This is a genomic window from Saccharopolyspora hirsuta (assembly GCF_008630535.1).
GTDB classification, from domain to species: domain Bacteria; phylum Actinomycetota; class Actinomycetes; order Mycobacteriales; family Pseudonocardiaceae; genus Saccharopolyspora; species Saccharopolyspora hirsuta.
The window spans coordinates 490,046-504,440 of sequence record NZ_VWPH01000007.1 but is presented as its reverse complement, the minus strand read 5'-3'; the positions used below and the strand labels follow the sequence as shown (position 1 = coordinate 504,440).

The window sequence follows — 14,395 nt, the reverse complement described above, 5'->3', positions numbered from 1 at the left end:
AGATGATTGGGTTGACAGGCCAGATATGGAAGCACTGTAAGGTGTGGAGTTGACTGGTGCTGATAGGCCGAGGACTTGCTCACGAAGATTGCTCGCACTCACTATATGGTGTCTGAGACAACAACCAGGATCCTGGTTGTTTCCCAGGCTAGTTGAAAACTAGATTTGTGTGTCATCAAAGCGATGACGACCACGAGTTTCCCGTGCTGTGGTGCGGGATTGAGGGTTGTCGGTGGCGATGGCGGGGAGGGTCCGCCCGGTCCCATTCCGAACCCGGTAGCTAAGCTCCCCAGCGCTGATGGTACTGCACTCGACAGGGTGTGGGAGAGTAAGACACCGCCGACACACAATTTGAGAGGGCCCCTTTCTTTTCCGGAACATCCGGAAAAGAAAGGGGCCCTTCTGCATTCCCAGACTCGAAGAACTCGCTTTCCCGCGCTGACCGTGCGCGTGCGGGGAGCCCGGGCCAGCGGGTTCCCCGCACGACAGCGGGGGTTTCGCCGGTGTCAGGACAGCTTGCGGCGGAGGAGTTCGAAGCAGAGCACCGCGGCGGCGCTGGCGACGTTGAGGGATTCCACCTCACCGGCCATCGGGATGGCCAGCGGCTGGGCGATCCGGGACTGCACCTCTTCGGAAAGGCCCGCGGTTTCGCTGCCCAGCACGAACACGGCTCGGGAACCGAAGTCGGTGTTGTAGATGCTGTCGGCGGCGTCCGCCTCCAGCGCGTACAGCGGATATCCCGCATCGCTCAGCATCTCCGCGGCCTCGCCCGCGGTGCGGGTGCGCAGGACCGGGGCGTGGAAGGCGACCCCGGCCGAGGCCTTGATGACCAGCGGATCGAGGCTGGCGACGCCGCGGTGCGGCACCACGATCCCGTCGATCCCGGCGGCCGTTGCGGTGCGCAGGATCATGCCGACGTTGGCCGGAGTCGTCAGGCCGTCGAGCAGCAGCATCGTGCCCGGGGCCTTCGCCGGGTCTTCGAGGGCATCGGCGAGCGGGCGCATCTTGCGGGCCACCACGTCGGCCAGCACGCCCTGGTCGTGCCGACCGTTGCCCGCCAGCACCTTGACCCGGTGCGCGCTCGCCCGCTGGACCCGGACCGCGCGGTCGGCCGCGGCCTCCTTGATCTCCTCGATGATCGCTCCCCGCAGCCCCTCGGCCAGGACCACCTTGTCGACCCGGAGGTCGCGGTCGGCCAGCGCCTCCAGCACCGGCTTGCGTCCGTAGACGGTGAGGAATCGGTCTTTCGGGGAAACTTCGCTGGTCACCGACCAAGTGTCACATGCGCTGCGGTGGGGCGGGCGAGCAGGAACCCCTCGGGCTCGGGCCGGTTGTGTGCCAGGATCGCGGGCATGTCCGATCGTCTCTCCGCCGTCGACGCGTCCTTCCTCTACCTGGAGGACCACACCACGCCGATGCACGTCGGCGGGGTGGCGGTGTTCCGGCGCCCGCGCAGCGGATTCGACTACGACCGGGTGCTGTCGCTGATCGACCGCAGGCTGGGGCTGGTGCCCCGCTACCGGCAGCGGGTCATGCAGGTCCCGGGGCGGTTGGCGAGGCCGGTGTGGGTGGACGACCAGGACTTCGACCTGACCTACCACGTCCGCCGCTCGGCGCTGCCCAAGCCGGGTAGCGACGAGCAGCTGCACGACCTGGCCGCGCGGTTGATGTCGCGCAAGCTCGACCACACCCGCCCGCTGTGGGAGGTGTACCTGGTGGAGGGGCTGTCGAAGAACCGGGTCGCGGTGATCACCAAGACCCACCAGGCGATGGTGGACGGGATCGGCGCGATCGACATCGGCCAGGTGATCTTCGACGTCGAGCGGGACCGGGAGATCCCCGACGTCGACGAGCTGTGGATGCCGCGCCCGGAGCCGAGCCTGGCCGAGCTGGTGGTGGAAGCGGTGACCGATGCCGTGCAGCGACCGGGCGAGGTGGTCGAGAACGTCCGCGCGGCGATGGTGGACGTCACCGCCACGGTGCAGAAGGTCTCCCGCGCGCTGGGCGGGGTCGCTTCGGCGCTGCGCACCGCCGTCGTCCCCGCACCCAGCGGGCCGTTGAACGCGCCGACCTCGGCGCAGCGCCGGTTCGCCGTCGCGCGGGCGAAGCTCGACGACTTCCGCGCGGTCCGCCGCGCGCACGGCAGCACGGTCAACGACGTGGTGCTGGCGGTCGTCACCGGCGCGCTGCGGAACTGGCTCCTGTCGCGCGGGGAGGTGGTGGCGCCGTCGACCACGGTCCGCGCGATGGTCCCGGTGTCGGTCCGCTCCGACGACGCCGAGGCGCGGGCGACCTACCCGGAGACGAGCAGCCTGCCGGTCGGTTCGGTGGGCAACAAGGTGTCGGCGTACCTGGTCGACCTGCCGGTCGGCGAGGGCAACCCGACGGTCCGGTTGCACCAGGTCAGCCACGCCATGCGGGCGCACGCGGAGTCCGGGCAGCAGGTGGCGGCCGGGGCGCTGGTCAAGGTGTCCGGGTTCGCGCCGCCGACGCTGCACGCCCTCGGAGCGCGCGTGGCCAACCAGTTCTCGGACCGGCTGTTCAACGTCCTGGTGACCAACGTTCCCGGACCGCAGGTGCCGTTGTACGCCGCGGGGGCGAGGATGATGGAGATGTTCCCGGTGGTGCCGCTGGCCAAGAACCAGTCGTTGTCGGTGGGGGTGACCTCCTACGACGGCGGTGTGTACTTCGGGCTGAACGCCGATCGGGACGCGATGCCCGACGTGGACGTGCTGGCGGCGATGATCGGGGAAGCGGTGGACGAGATGATCGGCACGGTCGAGGCATGAGGGACATCTCCCTGCCGCGCCGCCGACCCGGCCGCCGGAACGTGCAGACGCCGCTGGATCTGATGCAGTGGAGGACATGATGAGGATGGTCGAGGCATGAGGGTTTACCTGCCCGCCACGCTGCCGATGCTGCGGCAACTGGTGGAAGACAAGCAGCTGCAGCCGCTGGGCGGGACGGCGTTCGCACTGACGCCTGCGCTGCGCGAGTCCTACGCCAGCGGCGATACCGAGGAGCTTGAGTACGCCGCGATGCGGGAGGCTGCGCGGGCGTCGCTGCGGCTGATCGCCGGTGGTCTGGGGTCCGGGGAGAAGCCGGAGCTGCGCCGGGTGGTGATCTCGGCCGATGTCGACGAGGTGACGCTGCGGCCGGACCTGGACCACGCGGTGGTGAAGGTGTCCGGGCCGGTTCAGTGGAAGCAGATCGCCGCGGTGCACGTGGACGCGGCGGAGGCGGAGGACGCGGTGCGCGCGGCGGCGGAGGTGATCGACGCCGCCGACCTGGGCGATCCGGATGCGGAGTTCGCGCTCGGCGACGCCGAGGACCACGAGCTCGCCTGGTACGCGCCGCAGGAAGTGCCGTTCCTGCTGGAACTCATGTAGTCAGGTCTTCGCGGTGCGTCCGCCGGGCGGTGCTCGGACCGCCCGGCGGACGTCGGCGGGTGTCAGCCCGGCATGCCCGGCAGGCTCGGCATCTCCTGCACCTGGTCGGCGGGCGGGGTGGTGATGTTCACCGGCTTGCCCCAGTCCGAGTAGTGCACGGTCAGCGTGGTCTCCGGGATCTCCTGGCCCTGGACCTTCAGCGCCGGGGTGGTCATCTTGACCTGCAGCGGCAGCTTGTCGGAGTCGACCCAGACGGTCTGCTTGATCTCGGTGACGCCCGAGTCCAGCATGACCTTGAAGCCCGCCTTCTGGGCGTCAGTGGTGGCCGCGCCCGCAGCCTCCTGCAGGTTGGTCGTGACCTCGTAGCGGGTCGCGTCCTTGCCGTTGACCTGCTCCTCGGCGGACGAGGTGATGGTCGACCCCGGGGGCAGCATGGCCTCGAAGTCGCTGATCTTGCCCAGCTCGCCGAACTGCTGGGCCACCTCCTCGTTCGCCGGCATCTTCAGCCACGGCTTGCTCGGGTCACCACCGGCCAGCTGCGCCATCTCCGGGCTCTTCATGAAGATGCCGTCCTTGCTGACGACCATCTCGGTCGGGCCACCGCTGCAGCCCATCGCTTCCGCGGCGGCGTCCACCTGGCACTTCATGCTGGTGTACAGCTGGGCGATCGGGCCGGTGCCCTCGAAGGTGACGGTGACCGTCTTCTTCTCGTCCATGTTGGTCTTCGCGGCGTTGACCAGGGACGAGATGTCCGTGATCGCCGAGCCGGAGTTGTCCCCGGCGTTGTCGGAGCCGGTGGGCGAGCCGCCCTGGCTGCACGCCCCGAGGGTGGCCGCCAGCGCGGCAGCGGACAGGGCGGTGGCAATGCGACGCACGAATAGTCCTCTCTGCGTGGAGAAAGCAATACCCGGAACGTAGCAGTGCGTTGACCTGGTCCGTTGTTGTTTCGGGGTAATTGTGGGCTATGTCGACGTCACCGCGGCCGCTGCGCTTGCGGCGGGGCGTCCTGGAACACGCCGATCTCCTCGGTCGGCGGCACTTCCACCTCGGCGGGCGCGCCCCAGTCGCGGTAGGTCGAGGTCAGCGACACCTGACCGGCCTGGGCGACCTGGCCGGAGGCCGCGAACCGCGCGGGCAGCCCGGATTCGTCCAGCCACAGCTGGTACTCGAGCTCGGCCTCGCCGGAGTCCGCTGCCTTGCGGAACCGGCTCCGCTGCTGCGGGTCGGTGGCCGCTTCGGCGGCCTGCTCCGTGACGATGCGCAGGTCGTAGCGGGTGGTGGGCTTGCCGTCGACCTGGTCGGGGGCGCTGCTCTGGATCCGGGTGGCCCGCTCGACCCCGCTGAAGGTGGCGCGCGGGTCGACGGCCCGGTGCACCTGGCCCAGGGCGGGGCTGAGCAGCTTGGAGCCGAAGTCGTCCGCGCCGGGGGAGATCCGCAGCCAGGGCTTGTCCGGCGCCGGGCGGGCCAGCGGGGTCCGCAGGTAGCCGACTCCGTCCACGATGGACAGGGCGATCCGCTGCGGTGGCTGGTTCCGGGTGCTGCGGGTCTGCCCGTCGAAGGCGAGGTCGGTCTGCGGGCCGCGGTAGCGCACGACGCCGTCGGCGGTGAGCTCGCCGACCACGCCGAGGCTTCCGCGCACCTGGCTGTGCGTGCTGCCGCGTTCGCTGATCTTGCTGATCACCTGGGACAGCACGGTGTCGGCGACCGGGCGGGGGTCCGGGTTGGCGGCCACGGAATTCGTCGGCACCGGAGGTTCCGCGGAGCATCCGGTGACTGCTGCGATCAGGGCGAGACCGGCGGAGATCACCGCGGTCCTGGTGCGGGCTCGGGACATCGGGCACGCTCCTCGGGCCGTCGTCGGCTCTGGGACTCGTGCGGCGGGAACCGCACGACGGCCTGCGTGAGCTGCGGAAACATCATCCGCCACGCCGACCTCGCGCCCCACGCTAACAACGAAGTCGTCACGCCACAGGGGACGATCGCCTCCCGAACGGGGGAAAATGGGGTGAGATTCGCGTTTTTCCGGGGTCAGGCGTCGTCGAGCCCGGCCCGGGAGCGCAGCAACCGGCGCAGCGAGCCGAGCTGCTCCAGCCCGCCGCCGTCGGCCGCGAAGGCGTCCAGGTGGCAGTCCGGGTCGTCGGAACCGCCGAGGTGACCGCAGTTCGGCGGGCACTCCTCGGCCGCTTCGGAGAACCCCTCGAAGGCCGCGATCACGTCGTCCGCGGTCACGTGCGCCAGGCCGAACGAGCGGATGCCCGGGGTGTCGACCACCCAACCCCGCTCGGGCAGCGGCAGCGCGACCGCCGAGGTCGAGGTGTGCCGCCCCTTGCCCACGCCGCTGACCTCACCGGTCGCCCGGTCGGCGGTCGGGACCAGCTGGTTGACCAGTGTGGACTTTCCGACCCCGGAGTGGCCGACCAGCGCGGACACCCGGTCGATTAGCAGTCCCCGCAGCTCCGCGGGGTCTTCGCCGAGGCGGGTGATGGTGATCGGCATGTCCAGCGAGGAGTAGGTGCTGATCCACTCGCCCGGATCGGCCAGGTCGGCCTTGGTCAGGCACAGCACCGGCGCGAGCCCGCCCGCGTACGCGGCGACCAGGCAGCGGTCGATGAACCCCGGGCGCGGCGGCGGATCGGCGAGCGCGGTGACGATGACCAGCTGCTCGGCGTTGGCGACCACCACCCGCTCGTAGGGGTCGGTGTCGTCGGCGGTGCGGCGCAGCACGCTGGCCCGCTCGGCGACGCGCACGATCCGGGCCAGCGTGTCCGGCTTCCCGGAGGTGTCGCCGACCAGGTCCACCAGGTCACCGACCACCACGGGGGTGCGCCCGAGCTCGCGGGCGCGCATCGCGGTGACCAGCCGGTCCGGGTCGCCGTCCAGCGCGCAGGTCCAGCGGCCGCGGTCCACGGCGACGACCATCGCAGCCTCGGCGTCGGCGTGCTTCGGGCGCTGCTTGCTGCGCGGTCGGCTGCCCCGGCCGGGGCGGACCCGCACGTCGGACTCGTCGAGGTGGCTCCAGCCTCGCTTGCGCATCAGTCCGCCTCCGGGCTCACGCATCTCCTCCGAGCATCGCCGCCCACATCCCGGGGAAGTCGGGGATGGTCTTGCCGGTGGTCGCGATGTCCTCGACCAGCACCCCCGGGACCCGCAGCCCGAGGATCGCGCCAGCGGTGGCCATCCGGTGGTCGGCGTAGGAGTGCCAGTTCCCGCCGTGCAGCGGCCGGGGCTCGATGACCAGGCCGTCCTCGGTCTGCTCGACCGCGCCGCCCAGCTTGGTCAGCTCGGTCTGCAGCGCGGCGAGCCGGTCGGTCTCGTGCCCGCGCAGGTGCGCGACCCCGCGCAGCCGGGAACGGCCGGTCGCCAGCGCGGCCAGCGCGGCCACGGTGGGGGTGAGCTCGCCGACGTCGTGCAGGTCGAGGTCGACGGCGTTGAGCTCGGCGGGACCGGTGACGGTCAGGCCGTCGCCGGTGAGCTCCACCTGGGCGCCCATCTGGGCGAGGATGTCGCGGATCGCGTCACCGGCCTGCGTGGTCCGGGTCGGCCAGCCGGGGACGGTCACCGCGCCGCCGGTGGCGGCCGCGGCGGCGAGGAACGGGGTGGCGTTGGACAGGTCGGGCTCGACGTCCAGGTCGAGCGCCCGGATCGGGCCGGGGGCCACGCGCCAGGTGTCGGGCTCCTGGTCGTCCACCTCGACCCCGGCGGCGCGCAGCATCGACACCGTCATCTCGATGTGCGGCAGCGACGGCACCGGCTCGCCCGCGTGCCGGACCACCACGCCCTGCTCGAACCGCGGCGCCGACAGCAGCAGCCCGGAGACGAACTGCGAGGACGCGGACGCGTCGATGGTCACCGCACCGCCGGGCAGCTTCCCGGCACCGTTGACCTGGAACGGCAGCGCGTCGCCGTCGATGTCGGCGCCGAGCGCGCGCAGCGCGTCCAGGACCGCGCCGAGCGGGCGCTTCCGGGCGTGCGGGTCGCCGTCGAAGGTGATTCGCCCGGAGGCGAGTGCGGCGATCGGCGGCACGAACCGCATGACGGTGCCCGCCAGACCGCAGTCGACCTCCGCCGGTCCGCGCAGCGCGGCCGGGGTGACCTGCCACGAGCCGTCCGGCCCGTCCTGGATCGCGACCCCGAGAGAGCGCAGCGCACCGGCCATCAGCTCGGTGTCCCGGCTGCGCAGCGGAGCACGCAGCGTCGAAGGGCCGTCGGCGAGCGCGGCGAGCACCAGCGCCCGGTTGGTGATCGACTTCGAACCGGGAACCGGGACGGTCGCGCGCACCGCACCGGCAGCGACAGGGGCAGGCCAGAGCTGGGTCATGGGCCAATGATCCCCCACCTGGCCCGGGGAATTCAGCGCCGGGGGCGCGTTGGCCACCGAGTGTTGGTGGAGTGACCCGCCGTGGCACCTGTGGCGCCGGGCCGCCGCGGCGGGGGTTGGAGCATGGGAACTTTCCTGTCATCCGGCGGACGCGGTGCTGCGAGGAGGGGAACCTTCCTGTCACCTGGCGGGCCTGTGGCGTGAGCAAGGGAACCTTCCTGTCACTTGTCGGGCCCGGTAGTGCGAGGAGGGGAACCTTCCTGTCACCTCGCGTGCGTTCGGGATCTGCTCGTGCCGCTCGCCCGGGGCGATCCGGACTGCCAGGATGGGGTGGACCACACCGCTGCTAGGTGACGGAGGTTCGACCGGGCATGTGCGGCAGGTATGCCTCCACGAAGGATCCGGGCAAGCTCGCGGCCGAGTTCGCCGCGCTGGACAGCACCGGCGGTGCTGCTCCCGGCGCGGACTTCAACGTCGCGCCGACCAAGCGGGTGCTGACCGTGGTGCAGCGGCACCCGCAGGACGAGTCCGGCGAGCGGGACCTGGAGCGGACCGAGCGCACCATCCGCGTCATGCGCTGGGGCCTGGTGCCGATGTGGGCGAAGGACAAGTCCATCGGCAGCCGGATGATCAACGCCAAGTCCGAGACGGTGACGACCAAGCCCGCCTTCCGCACCTCGATCAAGCGCTACCGGTGCCTGCTGCCGGCCGACGGCTGGTACGAGTGGAAGCGCGAGGGCAACCGCAAGCAGCCGTTCTTCATGACCTCCCCGGACGGTTCCAGCCTGGCGATGGCGGGCATCTTCGCGACCTGGCGCGATCCGCAGGTCGAGGACGCCGAACCGCTGGTGACCTGCTCGGTGCTGACCACCAGCTCGATCGGGCAGCTCTCCGAGGTGCACGACCGGATGCCGCTGCTGCTGCCGCCCACCGCGTGGGAGCACTGGCTCGACCCGGACCAGCCGGACGTCTCCGACCTGCTGGCGCCGCCGTCGGAGGAACTGGTGGCCGCGCTGGAGCTGCGCCCGGTGTCCACGGCGGTCAACAACGTCCGGAACAACGGTGCCGAGCTCGTCGAACGCGTGCCGCTCGAGCCGCAACCGCAGGCGGTAGGTTTGGATCCCGGGTCGAAGTGATTCGGCGCGAGGTGGAGCACGACGCGGGGTGAGTTCTGATGTGTGGTCGGTACGCCGTCCAGCACGATCCGGCGGCGCTGGCCGAGGAGTTCGAGGCGGTCGACCGCACCGGCGGGGCCGTGGTCGCGGACTTCAACGTGACTCCGACCAAGACGGTGCCGATCGTCGTCCAGCGCGGTGCCGAGCGCAGCATCCGCCCGGTGCGGTGGGGGTTGGTCCCGACCTGGGCGAAGGAGATCGGCAGCGGGCCGCCGATGATCAACGCCCGGGCCGAGTCGATCACCACCAAGCCCGCCTACGCCGAGTCCGCGCGGCGGCGCCGCTGCCTGATGCCCGCGACCGGCTGGTACGAGTGGCGGCCGGGTGACCGGCGGCGGCAGCCGTTCCTGTGCCGCCGCAAGGACGGGGCGAGCTTGGCGATGGCCGCGGTGTTCTCCGCCTGGTGGGCGCCGGATTCGACCGACCGGCCGCTGGTGACGTGCGCGGTGGTCACCACCGACGCCGTCGGCGAGCTGGCCGACGTGCACCACCGGATGCCGCTGGTGCTGCCGCAGGACCGCTGGTCGGACTGGCTCGACCCGCAGCGGACCGAGATCGGCGAGCTGTTGACCCCGGCCGAGGGGATGCTCGACGAGCTGGCGCTCCACCCCGTCTCCACCGAGGTGAACAGCATGCGCAACAACCACCCGGACCTGCTGCGGCAGGTCGAACCGGTGCCCGAGCCCGCCGAGCAGGCAGCGCTGTTCGAGTCATGACCAGCGTCGAGGTCGAGACCCCGCACGGCCCGGCCCGGGCCGAACTGCACTGCGCGGAGGAAGGGCGCGCCGCGCTGCTGCTCGGGCACGGCGCGGGTGGCGGCATCGCCGCGCCCGACCTGGTGGCGGTGACCCGCGCCGCCACGGAGGCGGGCGTGCACGTCGCGCTCGTCGAGCAGCCGTACCGGGTGGCCGGTCGACGGGCCCCGGCCCCGGCCAAGCAGCTGGACGCGGCGTGGCTGGCGGTCGCGGAGGACCTCGGCGAGCGCTGGTTCGCCGACCTCCCGCTGATCTTCGGCGGCCGTTCCTCCGGGGCGCGGGTGGCGTGCCGGACCGCGGAAGCCGGTGCGGCCTCGGCGGTGCTGTGCCTGGCGTTCCCGGTGCACCCGCCGGGCAAGCCGGAGAAGTCCCGGCTGGCGGAGCTGGACGGGGTCGAAGCACCGGTGCTGGTGGTGCAGGGCGAGCGGGACGCGTTCGGGCAGCCCGAGCCGTCGCACAACCGCGAGGTCGTCCTGGTGCCCGGTGATCACTCGTTGAAGGCCGACGTCGACGCCGTCTACCGCGCCGCCCAGGAGTGGCTGGTGCGGGTGCTCCGCCTGCTCGACTAGCGCGCGTGATGACAGGAAGGTTCCCTTCCTCACCTCGGCGGGCCTGGGGTGACAGGAAGGTTCCCATGCTCGCACCGCGCGTTCTGCGGGCTGCTGCGCTCCACGAGGAGCGGGGCTGATCGCAGCCGCCCCTGGACGGGTGACCCGGGGTGCTGTTCAGCTGGGGCAATCACCATCTGAAAACACCGGCGTTGCCCGGTGGGCCCCTGGTCCGGACGATCAGCGGAGAGTTCAGCGCCCGCGATCGTGAACCGGTTCCCGGATCGGAACGAGCGGCCGACTCCCACACCTCCCGGACAGGACGCATCCCCCCAGCCTGTTCGGTTCCCGGTGCAGCTGATGCGCGGCGCGGGGGAGCGGCCTGTCATCGTCCGCCGGGGCGCTCCCCCTGCGCAGCGGTCACCCGGCGATGTCGGCGACCACGGCGTCGAGCAGCCGCACGAGGTCCGCGGCGGCGAGCTCGATCTCCAGGCCGCGCCGCCCCGCGCTGCAGTAGATCGTGTCGAAGCCGGTGGCCGAGGAGTCGACGACGACCGGCAGCCGCTTCTTCTGCCCGAGCGGGGAGATGCCGCCCGCGACGTAACCGGTGGCGCGCTCGGCCGCCGCGACCTCGGCCATCTTGGCCTTCTTCCCGCCGACCGCCGCCGCGAGCGCCTTGAGGTCGAGCTGCCCGGTGACCGGCACCACCCCGACCGCGAGCTTGCCGTCCACCTCCGCGACCAGCGTCTTGAAGACCCGCTCCGGGGGCTGGCCGAGCGCCTCGGCCGCCTCCAACCCGTAGGACTCGGCGCGCGGGTCGTGGTCGTACGCGTGCACCTCGTGCGGAACCTTGCGCTTGGTCAGCAGCGCCGTAGCGGGAGTGCCCTTACCTGCCATGCGCGTCACTCTAGAAGGCCGGAATAACGGGCCGCGGGTGTCGCGTTGGAGGGGACGTGACCATGGATTCGACGAACACCTGCGTGCTGGACCGCCCAGAGCCTGCACGGCTGTCACCGACAGGTAGTCGCAGTAGGGCGCGCGTATCCTCGAACCTGGACCATGCGAACGAGCGCATGGGTTCGTCGCCTGCTGTCACCTCGTCCAGGCGGCGGGAAAGGAGCCCGGTGCCAAGCACCCCAGAGCACCCGGACGTGACCGGGCGACCGAACGACTCCGACCACGCCGAGGAGACCGACGAGCAGCGCGCGGCGCGTTTCGAGCAGGACGCGATGCCGCTGCTGGACCAGCTCTACGGCGCGGCGCTGCGGATGACGCGCAACGCCCAGGACGCCGAGGACCTCGTCCAGGAGACCTACCTCAAGGCGTTCTCCGCGTTCAAGTCGTTCACCCAGGGCACGAACCTGAAGGCCTGGCTGTACCGCATCCTCACCAACACCTACATCAACGGCTACCGCAAGCGGCAGCGCCAGCCGCAGCAGCAGCCGACCGACGAGATCGCCGACTGGCAGCTCGCGCAGGCGGAGAACCACACCTCCAGCGGCCTGCGCTCGGCGGAGGTCGAGGCGCTGGACCGGTTGCCGGACACCGATGTGAAGGCCGCGCTGCAGCAGCTGGCCGAGGAGTTCCGCATGGTGGTCTACCTCGCGGACGTGGAAGGCTTCGCGTACAAGGAGATCGCCGAGATCATGGGCACGCCCATCGGCACCGTCATGTCGAGGCTGCACCGTGGTCGCAGGCAGCTGCGTGAGATGCTCACCGACGTCGCCCGTGATCGCGGCTTCTTGCGGGAGACCCAGCGGGAGGTGAGCACTTCATGAACTGCGGCGAGCCGGACGAAGCCTCCTGCGAGGACGTGCTTGCCGAGGTGTGGCTGTTCCTGGACAACGAGTGCGACCAGCAGCGTCGCGCTGCGGTTCAGCAGCACCTCGACGGTTGCGGGAGCTGTCTGGAGCACTTCGGCATCGAGGAGCACATCAAGGCCCTGCTGCACCGCAAGTGCAGCGGTGAGCACGCTCCGACGGAGCTGAAGGAACGGCTCCGGGCCTCGATCCGCGAAGCTGTCCTGCGCAAGGCCGAGGTGACCGTCGAGCGCGGCCCCGACGGCACGTCGGTCGAGGTTCGGACGAAGCGAACCTCGGCGGAATGATCCCAAGACGTCGAATGGCCCCGGACCGATCTGGTCCGGGGCCATTCGCGTGTTCGACGGCTGGTGCCGCCGGCGCTCACGAGTTGGGGCGCTTGCCGTGGTTGGCCTTGTTCTTCTTCCGGTCCTTCTTCTTGCGAGCGCGCTTGCCCATCGGCATCTCCTCAAGTTCGGCTTCCGGCCAGTCCGGCGACCGGTCGGGCGTCGAGGCCGACCAGGTCACCGCTGGGGTTTCGAGCTCCCAGTCTGACATGCCCGCCACCTGCCGCTGGCGGGTGGTTCCGCTCGTGGTTTCCTAAGCAGGGGCCCACCGGGCCGCGGTGAGGAGGAAGCGATGGCCGAGAGGACCTGCCGAGGAGCTGATCTTGTCCACGCTGAGTGACCTGCTCGCCGAGCACACCGGGCTGTCCGGCACTGCCGCCGACCACCTGCAGCTCGTGGTCGCCGAGTGGCAGCTGCTGTCCGACCTGTCCTTCGCCGACTTCCTGCTGTGGGTGCCGATCGGCCCGCAGGAGGCCCCGGACACCCGCTTCCTGTGCGTCGCCCAGGCGCGGCCGACGACGGCCCCCACCGCCCATCCGGAGGACGTGGTGGGCACCGAAGTCACGCAGGATGAGCACCCGCAGCTGCGGCGCGCGGCCCTGGAGGGCCGGATCTGCCGCGAGGAGGACCCGCGCTGGCACCTCGGGGTCCCGGTGCGCCGCGAGACCATCCCGGTCCGGTTGGGCGACGAGATCGTCGCGGTGCTCAGCCGGGACACCAACCTGGCGGTGCCGCGGGTGCCGAGCCCGCTGGAGATCTCCTACCTGGGCAGCGCCGCCGACCTGTGCCAGATGGTCGCCGACGGCACCTTCCCGACCCCGGAACCGGCGCCCGACGTGCACACCAGCCCGCGGGTCGGCGACGGCCTCATCCGGCTGGACAGCTCCGGGACCGTCGTGTTCGCCAGCCCGAACGCGCTGTCCGCCTACCACCGGATGGGCCACGCCGCGGACCTGGTCGGGGCGCAGCTGGCGCCGCTGACCCGGTCGCTGCTCAACGACCCGTTCGACGCCGACGAGGTGGCGCAGCGCGTGCGGCGCGCGATGGGCGGCCAGCCCAGCATGCGCATCGAGGCCGAGGCGCGCGGGGCGACGGTGCTGTTCCGGGCGCTGCCGCTGCAGCCGCGCGGGCAGCACGCGGGTGCGCTGGTGCTGGTGCGCGACGTCACGGAGGTCAAGCGCCGGGACCGCGCGCTGATGTCCAAGGACGCGACGATCCGCGAGATCCACCACCGGGTCAAGAACAACCTGCAGACGGTGGCCGCGCTGCTGCGGTTGCAGGCGCGGCGGACCGGGAACACCGAGGCGCGCCTCGCGCTGGACGAGTCGGTGCGGCGGGTGACGTCGATCGCGCTGGTGCACGAGACGCTGTCGATGTCGGTGGACGAGCGGGTCGACCTGGACGACGTGGTGGACCGCGTGATCCCGATGATGAGCGACGTCGCCGCGGCCGAGACCGGGGTGAAGGTGCGTCGCGAAGGTCGGTTCGGGGTGGTGTCCGCCGAGCTGGCGACCCCGCTGGTGATGGTGCTCACCGAGCTGGTGCAGAATGCGTTCGAGCACGCCTTCCCGGAAGGGCAGGGCGGTGAAGTCGTGGTGCAGGCGGAGCGTTCGGCGCGCTGGCTCGACGTGGTCATCTCCGATGACGGTCGCGGCCTGCCGAAGGGCTTCTCCCTCGAGCGCGCCGAACGCCTCGGCCTGCAGATCGTGCGGACCCTCGTGGAATCCGAGCTCCGAGGGTCGTTGAGCTTGCGCGGTCGCGGGCGGCAGCGGGGTACCGAGGCGGTGTTGCGAGTTCCGCTGAAGTACCGGCGCTGACGTCTGCCCGGTAGGTCGGGCGCCGCGCGGTGCGTCGATGCTGGTGATGCGGCGGTCGGGTTGTCGCATCGCGGCCGACCGGGTCGGAATCCCGGATCCGCCTGCTCGAACGAGCGGTGAGCTGGGCGGTTCTTCCGGGGCCGACATCGACGCGGATCGGCCGGGTTCTCGTCGGGGTGTGCGGGTTCTTTCGGTGCGATGGCCGTTGCTTCGCGACCGGGGCGAAGACGTGGGGTCGATCACCGGG

The 14,395-nt window shown here is 71.2% G+C and carries 15 protein-coding genes and 1 rRNA gene; 9 read left to right on the top strand and 7 right to left on the bottom strand.

Annotation, left to right across the window (positions count from 1 at the left end; translation table 11 throughout):
• Positions 1-228: 228 nt before the first annotated feature.
• Positions 229-345: ribosomal RNA gene (gene rrf, locus F1721_RS18120) — 5S ribosomal RNA — on the top strand.
• Between the two features lie 161 nt (positions 346-506).
• Here rrf and F1721_RS18115 read toward each other — a convergent pair.
• A complete protein-coding gene (locus F1721_RS18115; RefSeq protein WP_150067865.1) occupies positions 507-1,268 on the bottom strand; it encodes a TrmH family RNA methyltransferase in 762 nt (253 codons plus the stop codon).
• Positions 1,269-1,352: 84 nt separating this feature from the next.
• On the opposite strand from F1721_RS18115, the gene F1721_RS18110 reads away from it, so the two are divergent.
• The gene (locus F1721_RS18110; protein ID WP_150067864.1) at positions 1,353-2,789 is read left to right on the top strand and encodes a WS/DGAT/MGAT family O-acyltransferase; all 1,437 of its coding nucleotides are present in this window, start codon (positions 1,353-1,355) and stop codon (positions 2,787-2,789) included.
• Between the two features lie 96 nt (positions 2,790-2,885).
• On the top strand, positions 2,886-3,389 hold the full coding sequence (locus F1721_RS18105; protein WP_150067863.1) for a DUF6912 family protein: 504 nt from the start codon (positions 2,886-2,888) through the stop codon (positions 3,387-3,389).
• A gap of 62 nt (positions 3,390-3,451) precedes the next feature.
• Here the strand turns inward: F1721_RS18105 and F1721_RS18100 are convergent, their stop codons facing one another.
• The 4 genes from F1721_RS18100 to aroA all read right to left on the bottom strand — a co-directional run bounded on the left by F1721_RS18100 (position 3,452) and on the right by aroA (position 7,707).
• Positions 3,452-4,264 carry an SCO4651 family lipoprotein gene (locus tag F1721_RS18100; RefSeq protein WP_150067862.1) on the bottom strand — a complete coding sequence of 271 codons (813 nt, stop codon included), beginning with the start codon at positions 4,262-4,264 and terminating at the stop codon, positions 3,452-3,454.
• Positions 4,265-4,362: 98 nt separating this feature from the next.
• Positions 4,363-5,223, bottom strand: coding sequence for an SCO4651 family lipoprotein (locus F1721_RS18095; RefSeq protein ID WP_150067861.1), 861 nt, complete (start codon positions 5,221-5,223; stop codon positions 4,363-4,365).
• 194 nt (positions 5,224-5,417) lie between these two features.
• Positions 5,418-6,422 (bottom strand): ribosome small subunit-dependent GTPase A, encoded by a 1,005-nt coding sequence (gene rsgA, locus F1721_RS18090; protein WP_150067860.1) that lies wholly within the window; start codon positions 6,420-6,422, stop codon positions 5,418-5,420.
• Between the two features lie 16 nt (positions 6,423-6,438).
• The gene (aroA, locus tag F1721_RS18085; protein WP_150067859.1) at positions 6,439-7,707 is read right to left on the bottom strand and encodes a 3-phosphoshikimate 1-carboxyvinyltransferase; all 1,269 of its coding nucleotides are present in this window, start codon (positions 7,705-7,707) and stop codon (positions 6,439-6,441) included.
• A 371-nt stretch (positions 7,708-8,078) separates the two neighbouring features.
• On the opposite strand from aroA, the gene F1721_RS18080 reads away from it, so the two are divergent.
• Genes F1721_RS18080 through F1721_RS18070 form a run of 3 tightly spaced genes read left to right on the top strand, consistent with a single transcriptional unit; the run spans position 8,079 to position 10,206 of the window.
• Positions 8,079-8,843, top strand: coding sequence for an SOS response-associated peptidase (locus F1721_RS18080; protein WP_150067911.1), 765 nt, complete (start codon positions 8,079-8,081; stop codon positions 8,841-8,843).
• A gap of 38 nt (positions 8,844-8,881) precedes the next feature.
• On the top strand, positions 8,882-9,598 hold the full coding sequence (locus F1721_RS18075; protein ID WP_150067858.1) for an SOS response-associated peptidase: 717 nt from the start codon (positions 8,882-8,884) through the stop codon (positions 9,596-9,598).
• Positions 9,595-10,206, top strand: a complete 612-nt coding sequence (locus tag F1721_RS18070) for an alpha/beta hydrolase family protein (protein ID WP_150067857.1) — start codon at positions 9,595-9,597, stop codon at positions 10,204-10,206. The genes F1721_RS18075 and F1721_RS18070 overlap by 4 nt, the downstream gene beginning before the upstream one ends.
• Positions 10,207-10,605: 399 nt before the next feature.
• Here the strand turns inward: F1721_RS18070 and ybaK are convergent, their stop codons facing one another.
• Positions 10,606-11,082 (bottom strand): Cys-tRNA(Pro) deacylase, encoded by a 477-nt coding sequence (gene ybaK / locus F1721_RS18065; protein ID WP_150067856.1) that lies wholly within the window; start codon positions 11,080-11,082, stop codon positions 10,606-10,608.
• A 227-nt stretch (positions 11,083-11,309) separates the two neighbouring features.
• On the opposite strand from ybaK, the gene F1721_RS18060 reads away from it, so the two are divergent.
• Positions 11,310-11,963 carry a sigma-70 family RNA polymerase sigma factor gene (locus tag F1721_RS18060; protein WP_150067855.1) on the top strand — a complete coding sequence of 218 codons (654 nt, stop codon included), beginning with the start codon at positions 11,310-11,312 and terminating at the stop codon, positions 11,961-11,963.
• On the top strand, positions 11,960-12,292 hold the full coding sequence (rsrA, locus tag F1721_RS18055; RefSeq protein ID WP_150067854.1) for a mycothiol system anti-sigma-R factor: 333 nt from the start codon (positions 11,960-11,962) through the stop codon (positions 12,290-12,292). The genes F1721_RS18060 and rsrA overlap by 4 nt, the downstream gene beginning before the upstream one ends.
• Positions 12,293-12,368: 76 nt before the next feature.
• On the opposite strand, the gene F1721_RS35650 is transcribed toward rsrA, so the two are convergent.
• Positions 12,369-12,443, bottom strand: coding sequence for a 50S ribosomal protein bL37 (locus tag F1721_RS35650; RefSeq protein WP_103908190.1), 75 nt, complete (start codon positions 12,441-12,443; stop codon positions 12,369-12,371).
• Between the two features lie 211 nt (positions 12,444-12,654).
• Between F1721_RS35650 and F1721_RS18045 the strand changes: the two genes are divergently transcribed.
• Positions 12,655-14,148 carry a PAS domain-containing sensor histidine kinase gene (locus F1721_RS18045; RefSeq protein ID WP_150067853.1) on the top strand — a complete coding sequence of 498 codons (1,494 nt, stop codon included), beginning with the start codon at positions 12,655-12,657 and terminating at the stop codon, positions 14,146-14,148.
• The last annotated feature ends 247 nt before the right edge of the window (positions 14,149-14,395 follow it).